Raw genomic sequence first — 25245 nt, forward strand, 5'->3', positions numbered from 1 at the left:
CGGAGACCCGCCACCCCGCCCCGTGCGAGGAGTGCACCGCCGATCATGAAAATCATCAGCTCGATCCACGAATTGCGCGACCAGTTGCGCGGCCAGAACCGCACTGCGTTCGTCCCGACGATGGGTAACCTGCACGAAGGCCATCTTTCGCTGATGCGTCTTGCGCGCCAGCACGGCGACCCGGTTGTCGCGAGCATCTTCGTCAACCGGCTGCAATTCGGCCCGAACGAGGACTTCGACAAATACCCGCGCACGTTCGAAGAGGACGTCGAGAAGCTGCAGAAGGAAAACGTCTACGTGCTGTTCGCGCCGACCGAGCGCGATCTGTATCCGGAGCCGCAGCAATATCGCGTGCATCCGCCGCAGGATCTTGGCGATATTCTCGAAGGCGAATTCCGGCCCGGCTTCTTCCAGGGTGTGTGCACGGTGGTGATGAAGCTGATGTCGTGCGTGCAGCCGCGCGTCGCGGTGTTCGGCAAGAAGGATTACCAGCAGTTGATGATCGTGCGACAGATGTGCCACCAGTTTGCGCTCCCAACCGACATCATTGCCGCGGAAACCGTGCGCGACGCCGACGGACTCGCGCTCAGTTCGCGCAACCGCTATCTGCAGCCCACCGAGCGCGCCGAAGCGCCGCAACTGGCCATCGCGCTGAACGGTGTGCGCACCGCGGTGCTGGCCGGCGAGCGCGACTTCGCGAAGATCGAGCAGCAGGCGATGGCCACGCTCGCCGCGCGCGGCTGGCAGCCCGATTACATCGCCGTGCGCAAACGCGTGAACCTGCAGGCACCTGCCGCGCATGAAACCGATGCGCCGCTCGTCGTACTCGCCGCCGCGAAGCTCGGTGCGACGCGCCTGATCGACAACCTCGAAATCTAAAACCCGCCTGAACCTCCCGCCGGCCCGGCGCGCCGCATGCACCCCATGCGCCCGGGCCGCGACTACTTGCTTACGGAACGCCAGTCCATGCAACGCCACATGCTGAAGTCGAAGATCCATCGCGCCGTCGTCACGCACTGCGAACTGCACTACGAAGGCTCGTGCGCGATCGACGAGAACCTGCTCGAAGCCGCGAACATCGTCGAAAACGAACGCATCGACATCTGGAACATCAATAACGGCGAGCGTTTTTCGACCTACGCGATCAAGGGCGAGCGCGGCAGCGGCATGATTTCGCTGAATGGGTCGGCGGCGCGCCGGGCGCAACTCGGCGACCTCGTCATCATCGCGGCATTTGCCACGGTCGACGAGGCCGAGCTGAAGGCGGGATGGAAACCGGACCTGGTATTCGTCGATGGCGACAACCGGATCAAGGGCAGTCGCGACCACGTGCCGACGCAAACCTGGACCTGATGACCTTGCGCGTCGGGCCGATCGTGGCCCGAACGCTTCACCGTGCCGCGCGTGGCAGCGTCAGGTTTTCTTGCTGGCCCAATCGATGATCGATTGCCACTGCTCCAGGTCCTTCTCGACCCGGCTCTTCGCCACGTCCCACAGCGTGAGGCCGTGCGCCGCCAGCTGTACATAGTTCTGCGTATCGCGCACAAAGCCGAGCACCGGCAGCTTCAGTCCCTCGACAAAACGATGCAACTGATCCGCCGAGCGCGTGCGCGCATCGACGCGCATCCCGACCACACCGACCTCGATGCGGCCCTTCCGGATGGCTTTTTCTTTCGCGAGGTGTTCGAGAAATTCCTGGGTGGCGAGAATATCGAACAACGACGGCTGCAGCGGCACGATGACCTTGTCGGCCAGATCGAGCGCAACGCCGAGCCGGTTGCCGTGCAAGCCGGCAGGCGTATCGATGATCGCGTGCTCGAGGCCCTTGGGCGGTTTGGCCGGCGCCTCGGGGTCGACCTCCCAGATTTCGATCGGCGGGAGCGTGGCGGGCCGCAGCTCGAGCCACGCATGCGCTGAATGCTGTTTGTCCAGATCCGCGAGCGCAACCCACTCGCCCGCGGCGGCGAAATAGCCTGCCAGATTGGTCGACAGCGTGCTCTTGCCCACGCCGCCCTTCGGATTCGCCACCACGATTACCGTCATGAATGCCCCCGGAAGATGGCTGGCGCAGCCAGCCGGTTTGCCGTTTCTTGCCGTCAAAAGTCGATCCAGCCGTTGATAATATCGGCAAAACCCGCCGCACCGAAACAAGAACGACCATTCGGTGTGCATTTCTTTCTACGAGGACACCAGACCATGACGAAGCTTCGCCCCGAATACACCCTCGAGCGCATGCAGGAACGCCAGCGCGGCACGCTCCCCGAGCTGATCGGTTTTCGGGCTATTTCGCTTGAAGAAGGTTCATTGAGCGCCGAACTGACGGTACGCCCCGACCTGCTGGCGCCGAACGGCTTCCTGCACGCGGCGACCGTGGTCGCCCTCGCCGATACCGCCTGCGGCTATGCGTGCCTCGCGCACCTGCCGGAGAAAGCTCAGAGTTTCACGACCATCGAACTGAAGAGCAATTTCCTCGGCACCGCGCGGGAAGGCACGATCCGGGCGGTGGCCAAGGGAGTCCATATTGGGCGCACCACGCAGGTCTGGGATGCGACGGTGTTGGACCCGAACGGCAAGACCATTGCGCTGTTTCGCTGCACGCAGATGGTGTTGTATTGAAGAGGGAGTGGCGAGGCGCCTTGCGAAGTACCCGTAGCGCCGCATCCAGGAAGCGAACCTGGAAAGCGGATTCGGGGCGGGCAGCCTTGGCCACCCGCCCCTTCAGCACGCTGACCCAGCAACTTCAGGCGACGGCGGGACGCGTCGCCTTCACCGCGCCGACGGCCCCAAGACCGTTGCCCAGCAACGACTGCACCACCAGCGTCACCGCCCAGAACGCCGGATATTCCCAGCCGCCGTTCGGCGATGCGAAGCCCCAGCCGTTGTGCAGGTGGGCGGACATCGCGCCCAGCATGAACGGCAGCAGCACCAGCGCGACCCAGCGCACCTGAACACCAAGCAACAAGGCGATGCCGCCGAACAACTCGACGAACGCCGTCACGTAGCCCAGCCAGCCCGGCAGGCCCAGAGAGACGAAAAACTGCGCGGTGCCCGGCAGCGTGAACACAAAGATCTTTTGCAGGCTGTGGGCGAGATACAGCACGCCTAGCGCCACGCGCAGCAGCAGCGCGGCCGCATCAGCGGAACGGTTCGAATGCATGGCGACTCCTTGATGGGTTGAACGGACGGCAAGCAGTGCCGTCGTTGGGTCGCACTATATTCGAGCCTGTGAGGTGGAAAAACCGGCTCTGGAGCTTAGATTATTTCCTGACAGGATTTAATCGATTCACCGATTCGTCGGCTCACGCATCGCCGCGAATAACCTGGGCAGGTCCAGATGCTCGTCCAGCGTGTCGGCGAGCCGGTCCAGCGAAGCTTCCCGCAGCGCCGGGTAGTCGATTTCCTCGGCGGCGCCGAGACCCGCCCACGCGAGCAACGCCGCGCAGGCGGCCGGCGTGTCGAACAGGCCGTGGACATAGGTGGCGAGAATCTGGTCGTCGGCAGAACGCGCGCCGTCGGGACGCGGCCCGGCAACGCTCGCGAGGTGCAATGCCGGCGTGGCGAGCGCCGGCCCCTGCGTCTCGCCCATGTGGATCTCGTAGCCGGCCGCAGCCGGCGCGCCCGGCAGCGCGAGCGTGCCGGTTACGTTGGCGAGCGTTTTCTCGCGTGTCAGCGTCGTCGAAAAATCGAGCCAGCCGAGCCCGGCCACCGTACCCGGCGCCCCCTCGACACCATGCGGATCGGCCACTTCGCGCCCCAGCATCTGCATGCCACCGCAGATACCGATCACCTTGCCGCCATAGCGCAGATGCCGTTGCAACACCGCGTCCCACCCCTGCGCGCGCAGGAACGCGAGATCGCCCTGCACGTTCTTCGAGCCGGGCAGCACGATCAGATCGGCGGGCGGCGGCGGGCTGCCGCTGCGTACATAGTGGAAATCGACCTGCGGATGCGCGCGCAACGCGTCGAAATCGGTGTGATTGCTGATGTGCGGCAACACCGGTACGACAACGCGCAGCACGCCGTTTGCCGTGCCCATGCCCGCGCCCGCGTGCGCGGCCCGCAATTCGCGCGGCAGCATGTCCTCGGCATCGAGTGTCAGGCCATGCAGATACGGCAGCACGCCGAACACCGGCTTGCCGGTCTGCGCTTCGAGCCAGTCGAGCCCCGGTTGCAGCAGCCCGATATCGCCGCGAAAACGATTGATCACGAAGCCCTGCACTCTTGCCCGTTCGCTGGCCGACAGGCAGGCAAGCGTTCCCGTCAGATGCGCGAACACCCCGCCGCGGTCGATATCAGCCACCAGTACCACCGGACAATCGACCGCTTCCGCAAAACCCATGTTCGCGATATCGCGATCACGCAGATTGATCTCGGCGGGACTGCCCGCGCCTTCGACGAAAATCGTTTCGAAGCGCGCCTGCAGACGCCGATACGACGCGAGCACCGCATCGAACGCGACCGGCTTGTAGTCGTGATACGCGCGCGCATCGAGATTCATGCGCGCCTTACCGTGGATGATCACCTGCGCGCCGCGGTCGCTGGTCGGCTTGAGCAGCACCGGGTTCAGATCGGTGTGCGCGTCGATGCCCGCGGCGACTGCCTGCAATGCCTGCGCACGACCGATCTCGCCGCCGTCCACCGTCACCGCGCTGTTCAGTGCCATGTTCTGCGGCTTGAACGGCGCGACCTTCGCACCCGCGCGACGGGCGAGCCGGCACAGACCCGCGACGAGCGTGCTCTTGCCGGCATCGGAGGTCGTGCCCTGGATCATCAGCGTGCCACTTGGCACGGTTGGCACGGTCAAACCGGCGGGCGGAAGGGAGTCGGATAGCGCAGTCACGGGGTGGACCAGGTGGTAATGAGGCGGACAGGAAAGACCGCGCATTATCCCATCGCACGAGCCCACGACGAGGCTGAACGCGAACCCAAGCCGGTACAATCACGCGATGATTTCCCCCGACCTTACCTTCGTGCTCGGCGGCGCCCGCTCGGGCAAGAGCGCGCACGCCGAACAACTCGCGAGCGACAGCGCCCGTCCGGTTACCTACATCGCCACCGCACGCATCGCCGATGCCGAATTCGCCGAGCGGGTCGCGCATCATCGCGAGCGCCGTCCTGCGCACTGGCGTCTGCTCGAAGCGCCACTCGATCTGGCCGGCGCCGTCGCCGCCACCGATGCGCCCGGGCAATGCATCCTGATCGATTGCCTGACGCTGTGGCTCGCCAACCTGCTGTGTCCACCCGACGGTACGCCCGCCCCCGACGACAGCGCGCAACGTTTCATCGCCTTCGAACACGCGCTCGCCCACGCGGCAGGCAAGATCATCATCGTGAGCAACGAGATCGGCCTTGGCGTCGTGCCGCTCGGCGCGGCGACGCGTCTCTATGTGGACGAACTCGGCCGGCTCAATCAACGGATCGCTGCGCTGAGTAGCGAAGTCACGATGATGGTCGCGGGCCTGCCGCTCGTATTGAAGACCGCGCGCCCATGATCATGCTGTCCCTCCCGCTGACCGCCGCGCTCGCGACGCTTGCCGTCGCCATCGACCGCTGGACCGGCGAGCCGCGCACCGCTCATCCGCTGGTCGGTTTCGGCAAGCTCGCTGGCGCGCTCGAAGCGCGTCTGAACACCGGCCGGCGCGGCCGGCTCGCGGGGCTGCTCGGCTGGCTGCTCGCAGTCGCGCCGCCGGTGGCTATCGCCGCGTGGCTCGTCGCGGTGTTGCCGTTGCCGCTCGCGTGTACGGTCCATGTCGCGCTGCTGTGGTTCGCGCTCGGCGCGCGCAGCCTGCACGACCACATCGCGCCGATTGCCGCCGCGCTTGCGCGGCGCGATCTGGCGCAGGCGCGCGTGCTGACCTCGCGCATCGTGTCGCGCGAAACCGCAACCGCCGACGAAGCCGCGCTCGCGCGCGCCGCTGTCGAATCGGCGCTCGAAAACGGCAACGATGCGATCTTCGGCGCGTTGTTCTGGTTCGCGATTGCGGGCGGCCCCGGTGCGCTCGCGTTCCGTCTCGCCAATACGCTCGATGCGATGTGGGGCTACCGCACGCCGCGCTATCTGCGCTACGGCTGGGCCGCGGCGCGCATCGACGATGTGCTCAACTGGATTCCCGCGCGCCTGACGGCCACGAGCTATGCGCTGCTCGGCGACACGCGCACCGCGTGGCGCTGCTGGCGCGATCAGGCGCGGCGCTGGGACAGCCCGAACGCGGGGCCTGTGATGGCGGCGGGCGCGGGGAGCCTGAATGTGCGGATCGGTGGGGCGGCTGTGTATCACGGCGCGCTCGAGCAACGTCCGACGCTCGGCGCCGGCGAGCCAGCCGCGGCCAGGCATGTTCCGGCCGCGCTGCAACTGGTTGAGCGCACGGTCACGCTTTGGCTGGCTGTGTTGATCGTGCTGGCGCTACTGAGTGTGCCGTTTCATGCATAGCGAGATCAGCGTTGCTACTTCGAGCCCAGCTACCGTGCCGGGCGCGGTGATACACGGCGGCAATCTGCACGAGGCTGCGCGCCTGTACGGCATTCCGTACGCGTCATGGCTCGATCTGTCGACGGGTATCAATCCGCACGGCTATCCCGTACCGCCCGTGCCGCCCGATACATGGCGACGTCTGCCCGACGAAGGTGACGATTTCGCCGAATGCGCCGCGCGCTATTACGGCGCACCGGATGCGGAGCATGTGTTGCCGGTGGCCGGCAGCCAGGCGGCGATCCGCGCGTTGCCTGCGTTGTTGTCTGCGTTGCCTGCGCTACCTGCTTCATCGCCCGCATCGCGACCCGAGTCGTCGACGCGCGCAACCGTCGGTATCGCGCCGCTCACGTATAGCGAATACGCGCCGGCGTTCGCACGCGCAGGCTACGCCGTGAGCGCACTCGACGTAGCGTGCGAGAACCTGCCCGATGTGCTCACCCACGCGGTCGTCGTCAATCCGAACAACCCGACCGCCGCGTATCTCGATGCGAAAAAACTTCTGCGCTGGCACGCGCAGTTGTCGGCACGCGGCGGCACGCTGATCGTCGACGAAGCGTTCGCCGATGCGATGCCGGATATCGCGCCGCGCGCATCGCTGGCCGATCGCGTCGCGCTGCCCGGTCTCGTCGTGCTGCGTTCCCCCGGCAAGTTCTTCGGCCTCGCGGGCGTACGCGCGGGCTTCGTGCTGGCTGTGCCGGCGCAGCTTCGCGCATTGCGCGACGTGCTCGGCGCATGGACGGTCAGCGGTCCCGCTCGTCACGCCGTAAGCGCAGCGTTCGCCGATCGCGCATGGCAACAGCAGATGCGCAACCGCCTCGCCGCGGACAGCACACGGCTCGTCGATCTACTGCATGCGCATCGTCTGGTATCGCAAGCCACTCCGCTCTTCGCATGGACCGACGACGTGCGTGCCGCTGCGTTGCATCGTGCGCTCGCCGAGCGTGGTATCTGGACACGCTTGTTCACGCAACCGGCCAGCCTGCGCTTCGGCCTGCCGGCCACACCCGCGGACTGGCAGCGTTTCGAGCAAGCATTGCAGGAGAGCATCGAAGCAATCGATGCGCTGCACAACCGTTGAATCACGCGCCGCCCGCGACACAGTTGAGCGCACCGCAACCACCCTGCTCCCTACATTCATCGCAATGATCCGCTCCGTTCGCCTCGCCGCCGTATTCACTCTTGCCTGCGCGACCTTGCTGCCATTCAGCCGCGCTGCGCACGCAGCCATCGCCGTTACCGACGACAGCGGCGCAACCGTCACGCTCGCAGCGCCCGCACAACGCGTGATCAGTCTCGCGCCGCACGTCACCGAGCTGCTCTATGCCGCGGGCGGCGGCGCGAAGCTCGTTGGTGCGGTCACCTACAGCGACTACCCGCCCGAAGCGAAGCAACTGCCACGCGTCGGCGACAACAAGGCGCTCGACCTCGAACGCATCGTCGCGCTGAAGCCGGACCTGATCGTCGTATGGCGGCACGGTAATGCACAAGCTCAACTCGAGCGGCTGCGCGAGCTGCACATCCCGCTCTTTTTCAGCGAGCCCAAACATCTCGACGACATCGCGAGCACGTTGACAAAACTCGGCGTGCTGCTCGACACACAGCAAACCGCCGATGCAGCCGCAACTGCATTCCGCCAGCGCATTGCGCAGTTACGCACGCGTTACGCAACGCGGCCGCCGGTGAGTGTGTTCTACCAGGTGTGGGACAAACCGCTGATGACGCTCAACGGTACGCACATGATCAGCGACGTGATCGCGCTGTGCGGCGGGCGCAATGTATTCGCGCAGCTCGAACCGCTGGTGCCGACCGTATCGACGGAAGCGGTGCTCGCGGCGAATCCTGAGGCAATCGTCACGGCGTCGCAAGGGGCGACTGCTCCGGACCATCCGTTGTCGCAACTCGACACATGGCGCGCGTGGCCGGCGCTGACAGCGGTTGCGCGCAACAACCTGTTTGCGATCGACGGCGATCTGATCAACCGGCCCGCACCGCGTATCGCGCAGGGTGCTGCGCAGCTGTGCGAGGATCTCGACACGGCGCGCTCGCGTCGACCGGCTGGAGCGGCCGGCAGCGTGCAATAACAACGTCTGAGCAACGCCGATACCTACCGCAAGCGCTGAACGCTTACGCGTTCCAGCGCACTAGCGTCCAGCGCCCGTTCGCTTCGTCGCGCCGCAGCCAGACGACGGCGGCCATCTCAAGCGCCCACTGCACGCAGCGCTCGACCGGCAGTTCCAGCGCAAGCGCCGTAGCGACACGCATGACGCCGGCGTGCGTCACGACATAGGCAACCGACGACGCTTCGCACGCAGCTACCGCGTCATCGAGCCACGCTCCGACGCGCGCCGCGAACTGCGCGACGCTCTCGCCACCGTGCGGCCGCGCATGATCGAAATCGGCGGCCCATGCATCGAGTTGCGCGCGTTCGATCGCATCCCAGCGCTGCATTTCCCACGCGCCGAAGTTCATCTCTTCGAGACGCGTATCGATACGGCAGGCGCAGTCGAAATGCCCGGCAAGCGAAGTCGCGATGCTCGCGCAACGCGTCAGCGGACTCGTGAATAGTGCGCGAGGATGCGGCGCGCGCAGCGCAGCCAGACGCGCGACAGCGGCTGCCGATGCAATTGCCGGCTCATGCGCGAGCGGCACGTCGGTGCGGCCGTAGCACACGCCCGCAGCAACGGAAACGGCCGCATGACGGATCAGGACGAGATCCATGCGAGCCCCGTCAGATAGATTGCCAGTTCGAAGATCTGCTGCGCGAAGCCGAGGCAGTCGCCGGTATAACCGCCGATGCGCCGTACCCAGTAGCGACCGATTAAAACGCGCAGCACGACGAGCACCGCGAGCATCGCAAGGCCGCAGCGCCAGTCCGGCCATAACAGCCATGGCAAACCGAACACGGCAGCCACGCCGAAAGCCGCCACGCCCATGCGCTGCGCCACCGGTTTTGCCTTGCCTTCTGCGCGTACGTAATCGAGCGTCGTCAGATAGCTGATCGCACCGGCGCGGCTCGCCGCGTGCGCGGCGATCATCAGCCACGCGGCGCGTGCCGGCGGCAACGCCGCGAGCGTCTGCCATTTCAGCGCGAGCGCAAGCACGAGACCGATCGCACCGAATGCGCCGATACGCGAGTCCTGCATGATGCGCAACACATCGTCGCGGGTATAGCCGCCGCCGAACCCATCGCAGCAGTCCGCCAGCCCGTCCTCATGAAACGCACCGGTGACGACGAGCGTCGCGACCATCGACAGCAGCACCGCCACGCCTACGGGAAACAGATGCAGTGCCGCCAGATACACGAGCGCGCCAAGCGCCCCCACCATCGCACCAACAAGCGGAAAATAGCGCGCCGCCGCATTCAGATAATGCGGCTCGTAGCCGACCCAACGCGGCACCGGCACGCGCGTGAAGTAGCCGAGTGCGGTGAAGAAGTAACGCAGTTCGGTCAACGGATGCATCGACGCCTGCCTCGGATAAGCGCTGCGTTCAGGGCCGGCGGGTGGCAACACCGGCCGACTCGAAGCTCGCCATCTCGTTGACGATCGCGACAGCTGCACGCAGCAGCGGCACCGCGACCGCGGCGCCCGTGCCCTCGCCGAGCCGCATATCGAGCGCGAGCAGCGGCATCGCGCCGAAGTGATCGAGCATGCGCCGGTGCCCCGCTTCGTTCGACGCATGCGCGAACACGCAATACTCGCGCACGCCCGGCACCAGCGCATCGGCTACCAGCAGCGCGGCCGTCGCGATGAAGCCGTCGACGAGCGTCACCATGCGCGCTTCCGCCGCGGCCATGTATGCGCCCGCCATCATCGCGATCTCGAAACCGCCGAACGTGGCGAGCACATCGAGTGGATGGATCGACGCCGGATAAAGCGCAAGCGCCGATGCGAGCACGTTGCGCTTTTTCGCGAGTCCGGCGTTATCGAGCCCGGTTCCGCGACCGACACACTCGTCGATCGATACGCCGCACAGCCGGCTCATCAGACACGCAGCCGACGACGTATTCGCAATCCCCATCTCGCCGAAGCCGATCACGTTGGTGCCGAGCGCCGCGTGGTGCCGCACGCGCTCGATGCCGGCCTGCACTGCCGCGATGACCTGGTCGCGCGTCATCGCGGGTTCGTGCATGAAGTTGCGCGTGCCGTATGCGACTGGAATATTGACGAGCCCTTCGCTGTCGGGCAACGGTGTTGCGATACCGGCGTTGACGATCTCGAGCGTCAGGTCGGCAACGCGGCTCAGCGCATTGATCGCGGCGCCGCCCGCGAGGAAGTTCGCGACCATCTGTGCGGTCACCTCCTGCGGATAGGGGCTCACGCCCTCGGCAGCAATGCCGTGGTCGCCCGCGAAGACGATCATGGTCGCGCGGGTCACGCTCGGCTGCGTGGTCTGCTGGATCAGCCCGATCTGCCGCGCGAGCGTCTCCAGGCGGCCCAGACTGCCGGGCGGCTTGGTCTTGGCATCGATGATCCGTTGAAGATCGTCGCGCAAAGAGGAATCGAGCGGCTCGACGACGGGCAAGACAAGAGGTGAAAAGATCATGTTGTCCGGTTGAAAGAAAAACCGTCTGCGCCGATCACCGCGATGAGGGCCGGGCGTTGTCGGACGAATAACGGGACTGTACCGCGGGGATCAGCGCTTCGTGCTCCCCTTCGCGAATCAATATCAGCGGGTAGCCGAACGCGCGGCTCGCCAGTTCGGGCGTCAGCACATCGCGCGCCGCACCGGCCTGCGCATGGCCATTGCCGTCGAGCAGCAACGCATGCGTCGCATAACGGCGCGCGAGGTTCAGGTCGTGGCACGAGAACACGACCGTGCGCCCGGCCGCGCGCGCCCACGCTGTCAGCACATCGAGACACTCGATCTGATGATGCAGGTCGAGATGCGCAAGCGGCTCGTCGAGCAGCAGCAGGGGCGCATTCTGGCACAGCACGGCGGCAAGCGACACCCGTTGCCGTTCACCGCCCGACAAAGACAGCACGTCGCGTGACGCGAGTGCGGTGAGGCCGAGCATCGCGAGTGCCGAGTGTGCGGCGGCAAGATCGTCCGAGCGTTCCCAGCCCCAGCCGGCCAGGTGCGGAAAGCGATTCAGCATCACGATATCGAGCACGCTCGCGCTGAACGCGTCGTGCAGGCTCTGCGGCATCAGCGCGCGTCGCTGCGCGAGCGGTACGGCGGCCCAGCGATCGAGCGAAACGCCATCGATCTCGACGTGCCCGGCAGCGGGCGGCAGTAAACCGGCCAGCACCGACAGCAACGTCGTCTTGCCTGCACCGTTCGGCCCGGCGATGCACCACAGCTCGCCGGGGCCGAAGGTCTGCGTGACGTCGTCGAGTAGCACGCGCTCGCCGGCGCGCAGCGTCACGTGTTGCATCGCAAGCGTCGCTGCCTGCGGTGCATTCCTGGATGTCGTGTCGTGGCCGGTCATCCGCGCCGCCTGTGCAACAGCATCCAGAGAAACACCGGCACGCCGATCAGCGCGGTGATCACACCGACCGGCAGTTGCGCAGGCGCAATCACCGTGCGCGCGACCAGGTCGGCGCCCATCACCGCGAGACCGCCGCCTAACGCTGCGGCGGGCAGCAACATCCGCTGATCGTTGCCGAACGCGAGCCGCACCATATGCGGTACCACCAGACCGACGAAGCCGATCGTGCCGCCCGTCGTCACGGCAGCAGCCGCGGCAAGCGATGCGACCAGATAGGTGCGCAGGCGCAGCGGCACGACGGCAACGCCGAGCGCCTGCGCGGCCGCGTCGCCGCGCAGCAATACGTTAAGTTGCGGCGCGGCGGGCACGATCGCGAGGAGTACGACGACGAGTGCGGCGAGCGCGGTCCACGGCATGCCGCCGCCGTTCAGATCGCCGGTCAGCCAGAACAGCATGCCGCGCAGACGGTTGTCCGGCGCGACGGTGAGCAGCAGCGTGATCGCCGCGCCCCAGCCCGCCGCGACCACGGCACCGGTCAGCAGCAGACGCGGCGATGTGTCCTGCGGTTCGCCGCGCCACAGTTCGCGACGGGCGAGACCGAGCACAAGCAGGATCGATGCAAACGCGCCCGCGAATGCACTTGCATCGACGAGCCATACTGCACAGCCGGCGCTCATCGCCAGCAATGCGAAACTCGCAGCGCCGCCGGACACGCCAAGCACATACGGCTCGGCAAGCGGATTGCGCAGCAGCACCTGCAACAGCGCACCGCCGAGCGCGAGCAGCGCGCCGCACGAGAACCCGGCAAGCGCGCGCGGCAGCCGCAGCGAGCGCACGATCTCGACGCCGAGATCGGCGGGCACGACGTGCGCAGGCAGCAATGCGGCGAAGACACGGGCAGGCGGCACAGATACGCTGCCGAGCGACAGCGACGCGACGAACACGGCTGCCGTGCATGCGGCGAGCACGGCCCAGATGACGGCCGCGCGTTGTGCGCTCATGCGTCGAACGGTTCGCGTCGCGATGCGGTTCATCCGTGCAGCATGATGGAGGTGAACGGACTAATCGACGGCGTAGGGCTCGCAGCGCATACCGAGCTGCTGCCGCCCGCCAATCGAGAGACTCGCGAGATTCGTGTGACGGACGCCGCGCCGCGATGTGTTGTAGATAGAGGCGAGTTCATAGTCCTTGTCGAACAGGTTTCGAAAACTCCTCCTGTTTCCCGTTTAACTACGCACGATGCGAAAAAAACGCGTGGGCGCCAAAGTGCCGCAAGTGTAGGAGCGCGTACGATGTCGCGTCAAGAAACGGCAATTGCGGTCGTGCGTCGGGTGCCGCGGCGACTGAAAAACCGCCGGACATCGGCAAACAACATGACAAAACCCCGCGAAAAACCTGTAAAAAGCACGACTGTTACGTCTCGAAACGAGACAATTATCGGAACCCGCGGCATTCCGCGCTAAAATGTCCCGTCTTAAGAGGACGCAGCACATGCTCACCGAACTCGAAACACTCTCACAGAACATCGGCCGGCTGATCGCGGTCAGCCAGCGTCACTACGCGGCACGCCAGGCGCTCGAAGAGCAGCTCGCGCAGGCCCGCTCGGATTGCGACGCAACGCGCGCCGAACTCGAACACATGCGCGAAGAGCGCAACGCGCTGCAAGCCGAACGCGACGCGCTGTCGGCAAAGATCGACGACGCGCAGGTCAGGCTCAACGCGATCCTCGAAAAACTGCCGCGTGCCAAAGGTCAATCCGAGCAGGACAGTCAACTCGATCTGCTCGCCTCCGCGCAGCACGAGGAAGAAGAGACCCGCAGCGATGCGGCCCGCCACGGAGAAAATGCATGACCACGAAGCAGATCGAAGTCGCGATTCTCGGCCAGACCTATCGTCTCGCCTGCTCGCCGGAAACCGAAGCTGCGTTGCTCGAAGCGGTTGCGCGGGTCGATGCGGAAATGTCAAAAATCCGCACGCACAGCAATGTGCGCGGCATGGATCGCATTGCGGTGATGGCCGCGCTGTCGCTCGCATCGGAACTGCTGAAGCTGCAAGCCAGCGTGCGTCATGGAGAATCGTTTCCCGCCGAAGAAATCCGGCGTACAATGCACCAGATGAACGAGCAGCTCGATACAGTCATTGGCCAGTACGGCGTGCAGTAGTCACAGCGTAGTCCGAGTCTGGCAAGCATCTCGATTCAAACGGTTTAGTGGGTTGGTGGAACATACCGGCCCAGTTGTTAGCTTCCCTGCCTGGTTTGCCAAGGTCATATATTCCTTGAACCAATGCCATGTGCACGGTTGTGGAAATTTGCAGCACGGGTGTGCGCGTCACTCTGTCTGATGTACCCGAAGTGCTGCTAACTGCGACCAATTCTGAATCTCCGGTTCAGGATGCCGGCCTAGCGGCTATGGCGGGGACTTATTCGAACGGCATCGGACACTCGTCCGGTGCCGTTTTTCTTTGCGCCGCGGTTTGTCCGGTCGCTGTCGTTGTCGTTGTGGTTCTCCCATCCACCCTCACGTTCCTTCGATTCATATGCGCTACTGGCTAATGAAGTCCGAACCGGACGAAGCAAGCATCGACGATCTCGCCCACGCGCCAAAGCACACGCTGCCGTGGACGGGCGTGCGCAACTATCAGGCGCGCAACTTCATGCGCGACACGATGCAGCTCGGCGACGGCGTGCTCTTCTATCACTCGAGCTGCCCGGAACCCGGTATTGCCGGGCTGGCGGAAGTGTCGTCGACGGCTTACCCGGACCCGACCCAGTTTGATCCGAAGAGCCCGTACTACGATCCCAAGTCGAAGCAGGAAGAACCGCGCTGGGTGCTCGTCGACGTGGTGTTCAAGAAGAAGACCCCGTTGGTGCCACTTGCCGCGCTGCGCGAGCACCCGGAACTCGCGCAGATGCGTGTCCTCGCAAAAGGCAACCGCCTGTCGATCACACCGGTGACGAGCGAGGAATGGCGTTTCATTCTCAAGCGGCTGATGTAAGGCCGTGCCGCCGTCTCGAGCGACGAAACTGAATGACGAAACTACCGGATGACGGGAACCTGTCGGTACGAATTCGCACCTAAGTGACTCGCAAGCGTCGTGCCATTCAGCGTGCCGGACCGCGTCTCCGTCACGGGCATGAAGCGCCACGCGAGCGTGCGCAGCGGCGACCAGCCGGTTGCGCACATACCCTGTTCACGCAAGGAGTCACACAATGACCAGAAAAACTACCATCGCGTTCGCGCTTGCCCTGGCTTCGGCCGCCCCGCTCATGCTGTCGCTCGTACCGTCCGTCGCGCAAGCCCAGGGCGTCGCGCCGTATCAGCCGTCGGGCGTGTTGTCGCTGAACGCGCAGGCCAGCGCCGATGTGCCGCAGGACGTGGTGAACATCACGCTGTTTTACGAGCAGGAAGCGAGCGACCCGGCGTCGCTCACCAACACGCTGAACCAGCATGCCGATGCCGCGCTGCGTCAGGCGAAAGGCGTCAGTGGCGTGACGGCGCGCACGGGCTCGTTCTCGATCAGCCCGTCGACCGATCGCAACGGCCATATCTCCGGCTGGCGCGGCCGCACGGAGATCATCCTCGAATCGCACGATTTCGCCGCCGCGTCCAAGCTCGCGGGCCAGATTGCATCGAACATGCAGGTCGGCGAGGTGCAGTTCTCGTTGTCGCCGGAAGCGCAGCGCGCAGCCGAACAGAAGCTTGCCGGCGAAGCGATCGCCTCGTTCCGCCAGCAGGCTACCGCCTCAGCGCAGGCGTTCGGCTATAGCAGCTATACGATCCGTGAAGTCAATATCGGCCGCAACGGCGTGATGCCGCGCCCGATGATGATGATGGCCCGCGCCGCGAGCTTCGAGGCAAAATCCGATTCCGCGCCGGTGCCGATCGAGGCTGGGACGTCGACGGTTACGGTGAATGTGTCGGGGTCGGTGCAGATGAAGTGATGTCACCGGTCGCGCACACGGCGTTCACAACCGCGTGTGTGACGAAAAACGCCACGGTATGCCGTGGCGTCGCGTGACCGAAGTCCCTGTCTTGCATGCAAGACAGGGACTTTTAACTTTCAGGCCGCCCCCTCAGCGCGCCCCAACCGCCTGCGACGCCGCCCGGCCGCCGCGCCGATAAGCCCAAACCAGCATCGCAACACCGGCGATGATCATCGGCAGCGACAGCCACTGCCCCATCGACAGCCCCAGTGCGAGCAGCCCGAGAAAGTCGTCCGGCTCGCGGGCGAATTCGATGGTGAAACGTGCGAGGCCGTAGCCGATCAGAAACACCGCGGAAATCGCGCCAACCGGCCGCGGCTTGCGCGCGAAGAACCACAGCACGAGAAACAGCGCGATACCTTCGAGCGCGATCTCATACAGCTCGGACGGATGACGCGGCAGCATGTGGTACTGCGCAAACACCTCGCCGAGATGCCACTGCGCAGCCTTCGCCGGATGAGCGGCCAGCCATGCGGCGTCTTCGTTGGCGGCGCCCGGAAACAACATTGCCCACGGCGCGGACGGATCGGTCACACGGCCCCACAGCTCGCCATTGATGAAGTTACCGAGGCGGCCCGCGGCCAGACCGGTCGGCACCATCGGCGCGACGAAATCGGTGACCTGCATCCACGTGCGCTTGCGCTGATACGCGAACAGCATCATCGCGAACAGCACGCCGAGAAAGCCGCCGTGGAACGACATGCCGCCTTCCCACACCTTGAAGATGTCGAGCGGATGTGCGAAGTACCAGCTCGCCTTGTAGAACAGCACATAACCGAGCCGGCCGCCGAGTATCGTGCCGAGCACGCCGTAGAACAGCATGTCGTCGATGTCCTTCGCGGTCCAGCCTTGCGCGGCCACATACGGCAGGCGCAGGCGCAACCGTCCTACGACGATCGCCGCAATGAACGCGACGAGGTACATCAGGCCGTACCAGCGCACGGCGAGCGGCCCTAGATGGATGGCGACAGGATCGAAATTCGGGTGAATGAGCATCGTGTGGTGGTGGAGGTTCGGGTTCTTCGGAGTGCTGTCTGGGTTTTGCCGCGCTATGCCATTACGCCGTTATGCCGTTATGCCGTTACGCGACCGGATGAGCTGCCGCCGCCGCATGGGCCCGCACGATCTCGATGAAACCGGCAAGCACCGGGCTGACTTCAGCCGTACGCCATACCAGTCCTGTTTCGATCGCCGGCACCGATTCGCGCAGCGGCCGGTACACAACGCCGGTGCGCCGCAGGTTACGCAGTGACTGCGGCACCAATGCGACGCCCATGCCCGCCGAAACAAGGCTCACGATCGTCTGCATCTGGATCGCCTCCTGGCCGATACGCGGCGCGAGGCCGGCCACGCCGTAGCAATCCATAATGATGTCATAAAAGCCTGGCGCCAAACGACGCGGGAAGACGACGAGCGGCTCATCGGCGACTTCGGTGAGGCTGACCGGCTGCGGATGCCATCCTGTATCGACGGCATCGGCACTCGCATCGGGCGCGGACAGGCGGCCCGCGGTTTCGTCGAGACGCGCCGCCAGCGCCGATGACATCGCAATGACCAGCGGCTCGCGTACGATCGGCAGCCACGATAGTTGCGCGGCGTGGCGCGGCGGCAGCGGCGCGATGACGAGCCCCGCATCGATGCGGCCGGCGACCAGTTCCTCGATCTGCACGTCACTGGTCGCTTCGGTCAGCTGCAACCGCACGCGCGGATGGCGCGCGCCGAAATCGCGCAGCAACGGCGGTAGCAGACCATAATCGGCGGTCGAGACGAACGCGAGCGACAGCACCCCCGCCTCGCCTCGCGCGAGACTCTGTGCGAACGGCCGCAGGCTCTCGGCGGCGGCCAGTAGCCGGCGCACTTCGGGCAGCAGATCGGCGCCCACCGGCGTAAGCTCGACGGAGCGCTTGGTGCGGGCGAACAGCTCGACGCCGAGCGTTTCTTCGAGTGCGCGGATCGCCTGAGACAGCGGCGGCTGCGTCATCGACAGACGCGCGGCGGCCCGGCCGAAGTGTTTCTCCTCGGCGACGGCGATGAAATAGCGCAACTGCCGCAGGTCAGGAGTAACAGCGGGGGTGACAACGGGGGTGGCAAATAACATCGATATTTTTTACGACCTATTAGATCGCTAATAATATATTAGACACGCATCTACGAACATCGCATTCTTGCGCGGAACACCGGCGCCCATGCCTCGTGGGTACCGATCAAAACAAACTGGATGGAGCTCCCCATGCCGTACAACCGTCGTTCGAAGAACATCACGCAAGGCGTCGCGCGGTCGCCGAACCGCTCGATGTATTACGCGCTCGGCTATCAGAAGGAAGACTTCGACAAGCCGATGATCGGTATCGCCAACGGCCATTCGACCATCACGCCGTGCAACTCGGGACTACAGCGTCTCGCCGACGCGGCGGTCGGCGCGATCCGCGACGCCGACGCGAATCCGCAGATCTTCGGCACACCGACTATCTCCGACGGGATGTCGATGGGCACCGAAGGCATGAAGTACTCGCTCGTCTCGCGCGAAGTGATCTCGGACTGCATCGAGACCTGCGTGCAGGGCCAGTGGATGGATGGCGTGGTCGTGATCGGCGGCTGCGACAAGAACATGCCCGGCGGCATGATGGCGCTGGCCCGCCTGAACGTGCCCGGCATCTATGTGTACGGCGGCACGATCCGTCCGGGCAACTGGAAGGGCAAGGATCTGACGATCGTGTCGTCGTTCGAAGCGGTCGGCGAGTTCACGGCCGGGCGCATGAGCGACGAGGATTTCGAAGGCATCGAGAAAAACGCGTGCCCGTCGTCGGGTTCGTGCGGCGGCATGTACACGGCGAACACGATGAGTTCGTCGTTCGAGGCGCTCGGCATGTCGCTGCTGTATTCGTCGACGATGGCCAATCCGGACGAAGAAAAGGTGCATTCCGCAGCCGAATCGGCCCGCGTGCTCGTCGAGGCGGTGAAGAACGACCTGAAGCCGCGCGACATCATCACGAAGAAATCGATCGAAAACGCGGTCGCGCTGATCATGGCAACGGGCGGTTCGACGAACGCCGTGCTGCACTATCTCGCGATCGCGCACACCGCCGAAATCGAATGGACCATCGACGACTTCGAACGCATCCGCCGCCGCGTGCCGGTGCTCTGCAACCTGAAGCCGTCGGGCCAGTACGTCGCCACCGATCTGCACAAGGCCGGCGGCATTCCGCAGGTGCTCAAGCTGCTGCTCGACGCGGGCCTGCTGCACGGCGACTGCATGACGATCACGGGCCAGACGATGGCCGAAGCGCTGAAGGACGTGCCGTCGGTGCCGCGCGCGGACCAGCAGGTGATCTTCCCGATCGACAAGGCGCTCTACAAGGAAGGCCACCTCGCCATCCTGAAGGGCAATCTGGCCACCGACGGCGCCGTGGCGAAGATCACGGGCCTGAAGAACCCGGTCATCACGGGTCCGGCACGTGTATTCGAGGACGAACAGAGTGCGCTCGCCGCGATTCTCGCGGACCAGATCAAGGCCGGCGATGTCGTCGTGCTGCGCTACCTCGGCCCGAAAGGCGGCCCCGGCATGCCGGAAATGCTCGCGCCGACCTCGGCGATCATCGGCAAGGGGCTCGGCGAAACGGTCGGTCTGATCACCGACGGGCGCTTCTCCGGCGGCACATGGGGCATGGTGGTCGGCCACGTCGCGCCGGAAGCGTTTGTCGGCGGCACGATCGCGCTCGTCGAGGAAGGCGATTCGATCACGATCGATGCGCACCAGTTGCTGCTGCAACTGAACATCGACGACGCCGAACTCGCACGCCGCCGCGCCGCATGGCAGCAACCGAAGCCGCGCTACACGCGCGGCGTGATGGCGAAGTACGCGGCGCTCGCGCTGCCGGCTCACAAGGGCGCCGTGACCGGTTAAAGGGCGCGAGGCAGGTGCCGTAAACGCAGAGGGGCGCACGGTTATCCGTGCGCCCCTCTGCTTATAATGCGTCCACCACACCACCCGCCCAACCGGGCACCCGTACCGGCAGAAACCAGAATGAGATCAACGATGTATGTGGCACTCGCTCTGGCGGCTGCCCTCGCAATCGCGACCGCAGGTGCCGCGCATGCGGAACCGGCCAGCGGTCTCGCGCTCGCCCAGCAGCAGAACTGCATGAGCTGTCATTCGGTGAAGCGCCCGTTCATGGGACCGGCACTGCATGACGTGGCCGCAAAATATGCGGACCGTGGCGATGCGGCAAGCTATCTCGCCCACAAGATCCTTGAAGGCAGCACGGGCGTCTGGGGCCCGGTGCCGATGCCGGCCAATACGCAACTCACGCCCGATCAGGCGGCGAGCCTCGCTGGCTGGATCCTGACGCTGAAATAACCTTCGCCAGTATGGTGGCGCAGTACGGTTTGGCAGGCAGCCGCTCAGCGGTGGTCCGCGCCGCGTCGCGCCATCTCGTCCCTGACCGCATCGCGTACCCAGCCGGTCAGCTCCGTTTCGAGCGCAAGCGCCACTTCGCGCGTGATCTGGTTCACGAGCCAGGTGGAGTGATCCTGCAGCGCATCGCGGCAACGCGTCTCGATCACGCTGCGCCCTTCGCCAGTCAGATAGCTCGCGAACCGGCCACGCAGCCGCTCGGCCAGCGCCTCGGGGTCGTAACCGTGGGGATCGTGAGAATCGCGCAGATCGGCGGCGACCAGCGCGGGCGCCATAGACGGCGGCGGCACGAAGCTCGCCACCGGTGCGTCCGGCGCCGCAGTGGACGTAGCACCGCCGCTGAGCGGGCCGATCGCCGATTCGGTAGTAAACCCGCCGCCGGCCTCGAATGGCGCATGTCCGGCCGGCGCCCATTGCGGCGCCCGTGCATGTGCGGGGTTGCCCGGCACCAGAATGTCGGTCAGAAGCGGGATCGAATGGTCGTCAAGATCGGACACGAGAGCACTCCGTCGAAAGATCGAGTGAGCCGGCGGCCCAGCTTCAGGCTGCCCGGCATGACCGGCGCACGATGTGCGGACCGGAACTCAACCGCCCTGCTTGTGATTGTTCAGAGCATAGCCGCGGTCGCGGTAGAAGCGGTAGCGCTCGCGGCCCGCCGCGAGTTCGTCGGGCGCATTGCCGACGATCTCCAGCAAGCGCTCGAAGCGCGCAAACTGCGCCGGCACCTCCGCCCCCAGATTCAGCAGCACCTGATGATGCGGTGCATCGTCGAGGTTCGAGGTCAGCACGATCGGTGTCTGCGCAACCACGGCCGCGCCGGCCATGCAGTGCGGCACGAAATCGAGCGGTGAAAACGTCCACAGTTGCTCGTCGAATGCGCGCAGACGCGGCGGTTCGGCCAGCACCACCGTCGGCTGGCCGGCCTGATACGCCTTGCGTACGAGGCGGCACGCATACAGCAGCGCGTCGCCGACGTTCGTATGAAAGTCGATCCGCGTCATGGCCCGCTCCACCGCGGGGCAGGCGCCCCGCTGTTGCGCTGCTTCATTAAGCCGAGCGGTCGATCAGGAACTGCGTGAGAAGCGGCACCGGCCGTCCCGTCGCGCCCTTCGCTGCACCGCTCTTCCAGGCCGTACCGGCGATATCCAGGTGGGCCCACGGATACGCTTCGGTAAAGCGCGACAGGAAGCACGCGGCGGTGATACTGCCGCCCGGACGGCCGCCGATGTTCGCGAGATCCGCGAAATTCGACTTCAGCTGTTCGTGGTACTCCTCGTCGAGCGGCAGGCGCCATGCCGGGTCCGACGCTTCCTTCGAGGCATCGAGCAGTTCGCCCGCGAGCGCATCGTCCTTCGAGAACAAGCCGCTGTTGTGATGACCAAGCGCGATCACGCAAGCGCCGGTCAGCGTTGCGATGTCGATCACCGCCGCCGGCTTGAAACGTTCGGCGTAGGTCAGCGCGTCGCACAGGATCAGACGGCCTTCGGCATCGGTATTCAGCACTTCGATCGTGAGACCGGCCATGCTGGTAACGATGTCGCCCGGCTTCGTGGCGTTGCCGGCGGGCATGTTCTCGCAGGTCGGGATGATGCCGACCACGTTGATCTTCAGGCCCATTTCGGCGACCGCGCGCAGCGTGCCGAACACCGAGCCCGCGCCGCACATGTCGTACTTCATCTCGTCCATGCTTTCGCCGGGCTTCAGCGAAATGCCGCCGGTGTCGAACGTGATGCCCTTGCCGACCAGTACGATCGGCGCGGCCTTCGCGGCACCGCCCTGGTACTGCATCACGATGAACTGGGGCGGTTCGACGGAGCCACGCGTGACCGACAGGAACGAGCCCATCTTCAGCGCTTCGAGCTGCTTCTGGCCGAGTACGTCGACCTTCAGCTTCCAGTCCTTACCGAGCTTCTTCGCGGTGTTCGCCAGATAGGTCGGCGTACACACGTTGCCCGGCAGATTGCCGAGATCGCGCGTGAGGTCCATGCCGTTGGCGAGCGCGGCGCCCTGCTTCGCAGCAACCTTCGCAGCCTTTTCGTCGACGGTATCGACGCTGAACACGACGCGCTTCAGCGCGCGCGTGCTGTGGTCGGGCTTGCTCTTCATCTGCGTGAAGCGGTACGTCTGTTCGCGCAGCGCAAGGATCGCGGCGCGCACGGCCCAGTCGGCCGAGCGCTCGAGCACCGGCAACTGAGCCAGCGTGAAGGCGACCTGAACGATCTTCGTGCCGAGAATTGCGCGCCATGCGGCGCGTGCTGCATCGCCGTACGCTTTCTGGGTGAATTTGTCCTGCTTGCCGAGACCGACCAGCAGCACACGGGATGCGCCGATGCCGGATACTTCGTGCAGAACCAGTGTGGTACCGCTCTTGCCGTCCATGTCGCCGGCCTTGATGATGCGTGTCAGCAGGCCTTTGGTGGCCGCATCGATTTCCAGCGCCGCGCCCGACAGCGTCTGCGATTCGAACACACCGATCACGATGCAATCCGATTTGCCGGTCGGGAACCCGGTTGACGAGCCTTTGCTCCAATCACAGGCTTTTATGCTAAAGTCCATCGCGCTTGTCCTCGGATAAAATCTGGGCTTAGGATGAAAGCCGCAATTATCCGCTATTTTTCCCGCGGCGGCTGCAAGGATGGTGCAACGGGTACCATCTGGAGCACGCCTTCTCGTCATCAACAATGATCTTCGAACGCTCCCTCCAGCGCGAACTCGCGTATACGGCTGGTGCCGTGTTCATGGTTCTGCTCACGCTCGTACTGACGACGATGATGATCCGCATCGTCGGCTTCGCGGCCTCGGGCGAAATCGATCCGCGCGACGTACTGGTCCTGATCGGCCTCACTGTGATCGGCTACCTGGCGATCATGCTCGTCGCGACCCTGTTCGTGTCGATCCTGTTCGTCCTCACGCGCTGGTACCGCGACTCCGAAATGGTGGTGTGGCTCGCGTCCGGCGTGAGCCTCACCCAGTTCATCAAGCCGGTGGGCGTGTTCGCCACGCCGATCATCATCCTTATCATGTTCTTCGTTTTCGTCGGCTGGCCTTGGTCGAACCAGCAGAACAAGCTGATCCGTGCGCGCTTCCAGCAACGCGACGAAGTCTCGCTGCTTGCGCCGGGCCAGTTCCGCGAATCGGCGGTTAGTCACCGCGTGTTCTTCATCGAGAAGATGACACCGGACCAGGCGCGCGTCGAGAACGTGTTTGTCACAAGCACCGAAGGCGGCAAGGTCAACGTGGTCGTCTCGAAGACAGGCCACACGGAAACGCATAAGAACGGCGACCGTTTCGTCGTGCTCGAGAATGGTCGGCGCTATGACGGCGAGCCGGGCCATCCGGACTTCCGCATCATGGAATTCGACCGCTACGGTGTGAAGATCGAGAGCCAGCCGGTCGTGAGCACGCCGAGTACAACAGGCACCCCCACCCTCGATCTGATACGCGACCCGACCCGCGACAACCTCGCCGAACTCGCGTGGCGCATCGGTCTGCCGCTCATCGCGATCAACCTGATGCTGCTCGCCATTCCGCTCGCCCACCAGAACCCGCGCCGCGGTCGCACGATCAACCTCGTGATGGCCGTGCTGATCTACCTGACCTACTCGAACCTGCTCAACGTCATCCAGTCGTGGATCGAACAAGGCAAGATGTCGTTCGTCGTCGGGCTGATCGGGTTGCATATCGTGGTCGCCGCGATCGTCGTGTTCATCTTCTGGATGCGCGTGCGCAACCGGCCGCTGTTCACGTGGGCGATGTTCCGCCGTTCGTCACAGGGAGCGTGATCGATGCGGATCTATGAACGGTACTTCGCGCGCCAGATCTATCTCACCTTCGTCTTCATCCTGTTCGCGTTCTCGGGCCTGTTTTTCTTCTTCGACCTGATCAACGAACTGAATTCGGTTGGACACGGCAACTACAAGTTTACGTATGCGGTGCTGCGCGTCGCGCTGCAGACGCCCTCGCGTTTCTACGAAATCATTCCGGTCGCGGCACTGATCAGCTCGATCTATGTGTTCGCGCAGATGGCCGCGAACTCCGAGTACACGATCTTTCGCGTCTCCGGTCTCGCGACCAACCAGGCATTGCGCTCGCTGCTGAAGATCGGCATTCCGCTCGTGATCGTCACCTACCTGATCGGCGAAGTGGTCGGTCCGTACACCGACCAGCTGTCGGAGCGCGTGCGCCTCGAAGCGCTCGGGTCATCGGTATCGAGCAACTTCGAATCGGGCGTGTGGGTGAAGGACACACTCACTGCGCGCGCGGACGGCGAGCAGGTGACGCGTTTCGTCAACGTCGGCAAGCTGCAGCCGGACGCGACGATCAGCGACGTGCGCATCTACGAGTTCGATGCAAAATTCCGGCTCTCCAACGTGCGCATTGCGAAGAGCGGCAAGTATCAGCCGCCCGGCCACTGGCTGCTGAAGGACGTGACCGATACACAACTGATCGACGTTCCCCCGCCAACAGGCTCCGGCGCCAAACCCGCCGACGCGCTGAACCCGGTGTACCGCGCGGAGCAGGTCACAGTGCCGGAATACTCGCTGCGCTCGGAACTGACGCCGCAAATCCTGTCGGTGCTGCTGGTATCGCCGGAACGGATGTCGATGTTCAACCTGTTCCGCTATATCCAGCATCTGACCGAGAACCATCAGGATTCGCAGCGCTACGAGATCGCGCTGTGGCGCAAGTTGCTCTACCCGTTCGCGGTATTCGTGATGCTGGTGCTGTCGCTGCCGTTCGCCTATCTGCATACGCGGGCGGGTGTGGTCGGCGTGAAGGTGTTCGGCGGGATCATGCTCGGGATGAGCTTCCAGCTCTTCAACACGCTGTTCTCGCACATCGGTACGCTGAACACGTGGCCCGCGCCGCTCACAGCGGCGACACCGGGGTTGATCTATCTGGTGCTCGGTCTCGTCGGGTTGAAGTGGGTCGACCGGCATTAG

Annotated in this window: 28 protein-coding genes and 1 other RNA gene; 16 read left to right on the plus strand and 13 right to left on the minus strand. The window is 64.8% G+C overall.

The features are described 5' to 3' along the window. Positions 1-45: 45 nt before the first annotated feature. Together panC and panD are read left to right on the plus strand one after the other, a co-directional pair. Entirely contained in the window at positions 46-879 is an 834-nt protein-coding gene (gene panC, locus M0D65_RS00105) for a pantoate--beta-alanine ligase (protein WP_266250193.1), read from the plus strand. An 87-nt stretch (positions 880-966) separates the two neighbouring features. Beyond that, positions 967-1353 carry an aspartate 1-decarboxylase gene (gene panD, locus M0D65_RS00110; RefSeq protein WP_266250195.1) on the plus strand — a complete coding sequence of 129 codons (387 nt, stop codon included), beginning with the start codon at positions 967-969 and terminating at the stop codon, positions 1351-1353. 60 nt (positions 1354-1413) lie between these two features. On the opposite strand, the gene M0D65_RS00115 is transcribed toward panD, so the two are convergent. Continuing rightward, entirely contained in the window at positions 1414-2043 is a 630-nt protein-coding gene (locus tag M0D65_RS00115) for a ParA family protein (RefSeq protein WP_091010842.1), read from the minus strand. A 153-nt stretch (positions 2044-2196) separates the two neighbouring features. On the opposite strand from M0D65_RS00115, the gene M0D65_RS00120 reads away from it, so the two are divergent. After that, a complete protein-coding gene (locus M0D65_RS00120; protein ID WP_266251153.1) occupies positions 2197-2616 on the plus strand; it encodes a PaaI family thioesterase in 420 nt (139 codons plus the stop codon). Positions 2617-2740: 124 nt separating this feature from the next. On the opposite strand, the gene M0D65_RS00125 is transcribed toward M0D65_RS00120, so the two are convergent. Together M0D65_RS00125 and M0D65_RS00130 are read right to left on the minus strand one after the other, a co-directional pair. Beyond that, the gene (locus M0D65_RS00125; RefSeq protein WP_266250198.1) at positions 2741-3157 is read right to left on the minus strand and encodes a DoxX family protein; all 417 of its coding nucleotides are present in this window, start codon (positions 3155-3157) and stop codon (positions 2741-2743) included. Positions 3158-3283: 126 nt separating this feature from the next. Then, positions 3284-4771, minus strand: coding sequence for a cobyric acid synthase (locus M0D65_RS00130; RefSeq protein WP_266251155.1), 1488 nt, complete (start codon positions 4769-4771; stop codon positions 3284-3286). Positions 4772-4946: 175 nt separating this feature from the next. Here M0D65_RS00130 and cobU point away from each other — a divergent pair, with 175 nt between their 5' ends. From cobU to M0D65_RS00150, 4 genes are all read left to right on the plus strand, one after another. Then, positions 4947-5492 (plus strand): bifunctional adenosylcobinamide kinase/adenosylcobinamide-phosphate guanylyltransferase, encoded by a 546-nt coding sequence (gene cobU, locus M0D65_RS00135; protein ID WP_266250200.1) that lies wholly within the window; start codon positions 4947-4949, stop codon positions 5490-5492. Next, positions 5489-6430, plus strand: a complete 942-nt coding sequence (gene cbiB, locus M0D65_RS00140) for an adenosylcobinamide-phosphate synthase CbiB (RefSeq protein WP_266250202.1) — start codon at positions 5489-5491, stop codon at positions 6428-6430. Before cobU ends, cbiB begins: the two co-directional genes overlap by 4 nt. Beyond that, on the plus strand, positions 6423-7550 hold the full coding sequence (cobD, locus tag M0D65_RS00145) for a threonine-phosphate decarboxylase CobD (protein ID WP_266250204.1): 1128 nt from the start codon (positions 6423-6425) through the stop codon (positions 7548-7550). The genes cbiB and cobD overlap by 8 nt, the downstream gene beginning before the upstream one ends. A gap of 64 nt (positions 7551-7614) precedes the next feature. Beyond that, positions 7615-8553, plus strand: a complete 939-nt coding sequence (locus M0D65_RS00150) for a cobalamin-binding protein (protein ID WP_266250206.1) — start codon at positions 7615-7617, stop codon at positions 8551-8553. Positions 8554-8596: 43 nt separating this feature from the next. Here the strand turns inward: M0D65_RS00150 and cobC are convergent, their stop codons facing one another. The 5 genes from cobC to M0D65_RS00175 are packed head-to-tail and all read right to left on the minus strand — an operon-like array spanning position 8597 to position 12904. Then, positions 8597-9190 (minus strand): alpha-ribazole phosphatase, encoded by a 594-nt coding sequence (gene cobC / locus M0D65_RS00155; RefSeq protein ID WP_266250208.1) that lies wholly within the window; start codon positions 9188-9190, stop codon positions 8597-8599. After that, positions 9175-9933, minus strand: a complete 759-nt coding sequence (locus tag M0D65_RS00160) for an adenosylcobinamide-GDP ribazoletransferase (protein WP_266250210.1) — start codon at positions 9931-9933, stop codon at positions 9175-9177. Before M0D65_RS00160 ends, cobC begins: the two co-directional genes overlap by 16 nt. 28 nt (positions 9934-9961) lie before the next feature. Continuing rightward, on the minus strand, positions 9962-11017 hold the full coding sequence (gene cobT, locus M0D65_RS00165; protein ID WP_091010834.1) for a nicotinate-nucleotide--dimethylbenzimidazole phosphoribosyltransferase: 1056 nt from the start codon (positions 11015-11017) through the stop codon (positions 9962-9964). A gap of 34 nt (positions 11018-11051) precedes the next feature. Beyond that, positions 11052-11903, minus strand: a complete 852-nt coding sequence (locus M0D65_RS00170; RefSeq protein WP_266250212.1) for an ABC transporter ATP-binding protein — start codon at positions 11901-11903, stop codon at positions 11052-11054. Next, positions 11900-12904 carry an iron ABC transporter permease gene (locus tag M0D65_RS00175; protein ID WP_266250214.1) on the minus strand — a complete coding sequence of 335 codons (1005 nt, stop codon included), beginning with the start codon at positions 12902-12904 and terminating at the stop codon, positions 11900-11902. The genes M0D65_RS00170 and M0D65_RS00175 overlap by 4 nt, the downstream gene beginning before the upstream one ends. 490 nt (positions 12905-13394) lie before the next feature. Between M0D65_RS00175 and M0D65_RS00180 the strand changes: the two genes are divergently transcribed. The 5 genes from M0D65_RS00180 to M0D65_RS00200 all read left to right on the plus strand — a co-directional run bounded on the left by M0D65_RS00180 (position 13395) and on the right by M0D65_RS00200 (position 15846). Then, positions 13395-13754, plus strand: a complete 360-nt coding sequence (locus M0D65_RS00180; protein WP_266250215.1) for an ATPase — start codon at positions 13395-13397, stop codon at positions 13752-13754. Next, positions 13751-14065, plus strand: a complete 315-nt coding sequence (locus M0D65_RS00185) for a cell division protein ZapA (RefSeq protein WP_091010830.1) — start codon at positions 13751-13753, stop codon at positions 14063-14065. Before M0D65_RS00180 ends, M0D65_RS00185 begins: the two co-directional genes overlap by 4 nt. A gap of 80 nt (positions 14066-14145) precedes the next feature. Continuing rightward, positions 14146-14327: non-coding RNA, 6S RNA (ssrS, locus tag M0D65_RS00190), on the plus strand. A gap of 114 nt (positions 14328-14441) precedes the next feature. Next, the gene (locus M0D65_RS00195) at positions 14442-14900 is read left to right on the plus strand and encodes an EVE domain-containing protein (protein WP_266250218.1); all 459 of its coding nucleotides are present in this window, start codon (positions 14442-14444) and stop codon (positions 14898-14900) included. Between the two features lie 214 nt (positions 14901-15114). Next, positions 15115-15846 (plus strand): SIMPL domain-containing protein, encoded by a 732-nt coding sequence (locus tag M0D65_RS00200; RefSeq protein ID WP_266250220.1) that lies wholly within the window; start codon positions 15115-15117, stop codon positions 15844-15846. 132 nt (positions 15847-15978) lie between these two features. Here the strand turns inward: M0D65_RS00200 and lgt are convergent, their stop codons facing one another. Together lgt and M0D65_RS00210 are read right to left on the minus strand one after the other, a co-directional pair. Beyond that, on the minus strand, positions 15979-16884 hold the full coding sequence (lgt, locus tag M0D65_RS00205) for a prolipoprotein diacylglyceryl transferase (protein WP_266250222.1): 906 nt from the start codon (positions 16882-16884) through the stop codon (positions 15979-15981). An 85-nt stretch (positions 16885-16969) separates the two neighbouring features. Then, positions 16970-17986 carry a LysR family transcriptional regulator gene (locus M0D65_RS00210; protein WP_266250224.1) on the minus strand — a complete coding sequence of 339 codons (1017 nt, stop codon included), beginning with the start codon at positions 17984-17986 and terminating at the stop codon, positions 16970-16972. A gap of 132 nt (positions 17987-18118) precedes the next feature. Here M0D65_RS00210 and ilvD point away from each other — a divergent pair, with 132 nt between their 5' ends. Further along, positions 18119-19792 (plus strand): dihydroxy-acid dehydratase, encoded by a 1674-nt coding sequence (ilvD, locus tag M0D65_RS00215; RefSeq protein ID WP_091010825.1) that lies wholly within the window; start codon positions 18119-18121, stop codon positions 19790-19792. A 120-nt stretch (positions 19793-19912) separates the two neighbouring features. Beyond that, the gene (locus tag M0D65_RS00220) at positions 19913-20245 is read left to right on the plus strand and encodes a c-type cytochrome (protein ID WP_266250228.1); all 333 of its coding nucleotides are present in this window, start codon (positions 19913-19915) and stop codon (positions 20243-20245) included. A gap of 44 nt (positions 20246-20289) precedes the next feature. Here M0D65_RS00220 and M0D65_RS00225 read toward each other — a convergent pair whose 3' ends face one another. The 3 genes from M0D65_RS00225 to M0D65_RS00235 form a co-directional block, all read right to left on the minus strand. Next, positions 20290-20799 (minus strand): DUF2486 family protein, encoded by a 510-nt coding sequence (locus M0D65_RS00225; protein WP_266250230.1) that lies wholly within the window; start codon positions 20797-20799, stop codon positions 20290-20292. A gap of 87 nt (positions 20800-20886) precedes the next feature. Further along, on the minus strand, positions 20887-21303 hold the full coding sequence (locus M0D65_RS00230; protein WP_266250232.1) for a DNA polymerase III subunit chi: 417 nt from the start codon (positions 21301-21303) through the stop codon (positions 20887-20889). Positions 21304-21349: 46 nt separating this feature from the next. After that, positions 21350-22858, minus strand: a complete 1509-nt coding sequence (locus tag M0D65_RS00235) for a leucyl aminopeptidase (protein WP_091010821.1) — start codon at positions 22856-22858, stop codon at positions 21350-21352. Between the two features lie 125 nt (positions 22859-22983). On the opposite strand from M0D65_RS00235, the gene lptF reads away from it, so the two are divergent. Next, the gene (gene lptF / locus M0D65_RS00240; RefSeq protein ID WP_266250234.1) at positions 22984-24084 is read left to right on the plus strand and encodes an LPS export ABC transporter permease LptF; all 1101 of its coding nucleotides are present in this window, start codon (positions 22984-22986) and stop codon (positions 24082-24084) included. Positions 24085-24087: 3 nt separating this feature from the next. Further along, positions 24088-25245 carry an LPS export ABC transporter permease LptG gene (gene lptG, locus M0D65_RS00245; RefSeq protein ID WP_266250236.1) on the plus strand — a complete coding sequence of 386 codons (1158 nt, stop codon included), beginning with the start codon at positions 24088-24090 and terminating at the stop codon, positions 25243-25245.

Source organism: Paraburkholderia sp. CHISQ3, assembly GCF_030464945.1.
In the GTDB taxonomy this organism is placed as follows: Bacteria; Pseudomonadota; Gammaproteobacteria; order Burkholderiales; family Burkholderiaceae; genus Paraburkholderia; species Paraburkholderia megapolitana.

Bases quoted from the DNA above. Each gene is read 5' to 3' on its own strand.
- panC (WP_266250193.1), top strand. From the start codon at position 46: ATGAAAATCATCAGCTCGATCCACGAATTGCGCGACCAGTTGCGCGGC.
- panD (WP_266250195.1), top strand. From the start codon at position 967: ATGCAACGCCACATGCTGAAGTCGAAGATCCATCGCGCCGTCGTCACG.
- M0D65_RS00115 (WP_091010842.1), bottom strand. From the start codon at position 2,043: ATGACGGTAATCGTGGTGGCGAATCCGAAGGGCGGCGTGGGCAAGAGC.
- M0D65_RS00120 (WP_266251153.1), top strand. From the start codon at position 2,197: ATGACGAAGCTTCGCCCCGAATACACCCTCGAGCGCATGCAGGAACGC.
- M0D65_RS00125 (WP_266250198.1), bottom strand. From the start codon at position 3,157: ATGCATTCGAACCGTTCCGCTGATGCGGCCGCGCTGCTGCTGCGCGTG.
- M0D65_RS00130 (WP_266251155.1), bottom strand. From the start codon at position 4,771: ATGATCCAGGGCACGACCTCCGATGCCGGCAAGAGCACGCTCGTCGCG.
- cobU (WP_266250200.1), top strand. From the start codon at position 4,947: ATGATTTCCCCCGACCTTACCTTCGTGCTCGGCGGCGCCCGCTCGGGC.
- cbiB (WP_266250202.1), top strand. From the start codon at position 5,489: ATGATCATGCTGTCCCTCCCGCTGACCGCCGCGCTCGCGACGCTTGCC.
- cobD (WP_266250204.1), top strand. From the start codon at position 6,423: ATGCATAGCGAGATCAGCGTTGCTACTTCGAGCCCAGCTACCGTGCCG.
- M0D65_RS00150 (WP_266250206.1), top strand. From the start codon at position 7,615: ATGATCCGCTCCGTTCGCCTCGCCGCCGTATTCACTCTTGCCTGCGCG.
- cobC (WP_266250208.1), bottom strand. From the start codon at position 9,190: ATGGATCTCGTCCTGATCCGTCATGCGGCCGTTTCCGTTGCTGCGGGC.
- M0D65_RS00160 (WP_266250210.1), bottom strand. From the start codon at position 9,933: ATGCATCCGTTGACCGAACTGCGTTACTTCTTCACCGCACTCGGCTAC.
- cobT (WP_091010834.1), bottom strand. From the start codon at position 11,017: ATGATCTTTTCACCTCTTGTCTTGCCCGTCGTCGAGCCGCTCGATTCC.
- M0D65_RS00170 (WP_266250212.1), bottom strand. From the start codon at position 11,903: ATGACCGGCCACGACACGACATCCAGGAATGCACCGCAGGCAGCGACG.
- M0D65_RS00175 (WP_266250214.1), bottom strand. From the start codon at position 12,904: ATGAGCGCACAACGCGCGGCCGTCATCTGGGCCGTGCTCGCCGCATGC.
- M0D65_RS00180 (WP_266250215.1), top strand. From the start codon at position 13,395: ATGCTCACCGAACTCGAAACACTCTCACAGAACATCGGCCGGCTGATC.
- M0D65_RS00185 (WP_091010830.1), top strand. From the start codon at position 13,751: ATGACCACGAAGCAGATCGAAGTCGCGATTCTCGGCCAGACCTATCGT.
- M0D65_RS00195 (WP_266250218.1), top strand. From the start codon at position 14,442: ATGCGCTACTGGCTAATGAAGTCCGAACCGGACGAAGCAAGCATCGAC.
- M0D65_RS00200 (WP_266250220.1), top strand. From the start codon at position 15,115: ATGACCAGAAAAACTACCATCGCGTTCGCGCTTGCCCTGGCTTCGGCC.
- lgt (WP_266250222.1), bottom strand. From the start codon at position 16,884: ATGCTCATTCACCCGAATTTCGATCCTGTCGCCATCCATCTAGGGCCG.
- M0D65_RS00210 (WP_266250224.1), bottom strand. From the start codon at position 17,986: ATGTTATTTGCCACCCCCGTTGTCACCCCCGCTGTTACTCCTGACCTG.
- ilvD (WP_091010825.1), top strand. From the start codon at position 18,119: ATGCCGTACAACCGTCGTTCGAAGAACATCACGCAAGGCGTCGCGCGG.
- M0D65_RS00220 (WP_266250228.1), top strand. From the start codon at position 19,913: ATGAGATCAACGATGTATGTGGCACTCGCTCTGGCGGCTGCCCTCGCA.
- M0D65_RS00230 (WP_266250232.1), bottom strand. From the start codon at position 21,303: ATGACGCGGATCGACTTTCATACGAACGTCGGCGACGCGCTGCTGTAT.
- M0D65_RS00235 (WP_091010821.1), bottom strand. From the start codon at position 22,858: ATGGACTTTAGCATAAAAGCCTGTGATTGGAGCAAAGGCTCGTCAACC.
- lptF (WP_266250234.1), top strand. From the start codon at position 22,984: ATGATCTTCGAACGCTCCCTCCAGCGCGAACTCGCGTATACGGCTGGT.
- lptG (WP_266250236.1), top strand. From the start codon at position 24,088: ATGCGGATCTATGAACGGTACTTCGCGCGCCAGATCTATCTCACCTTC.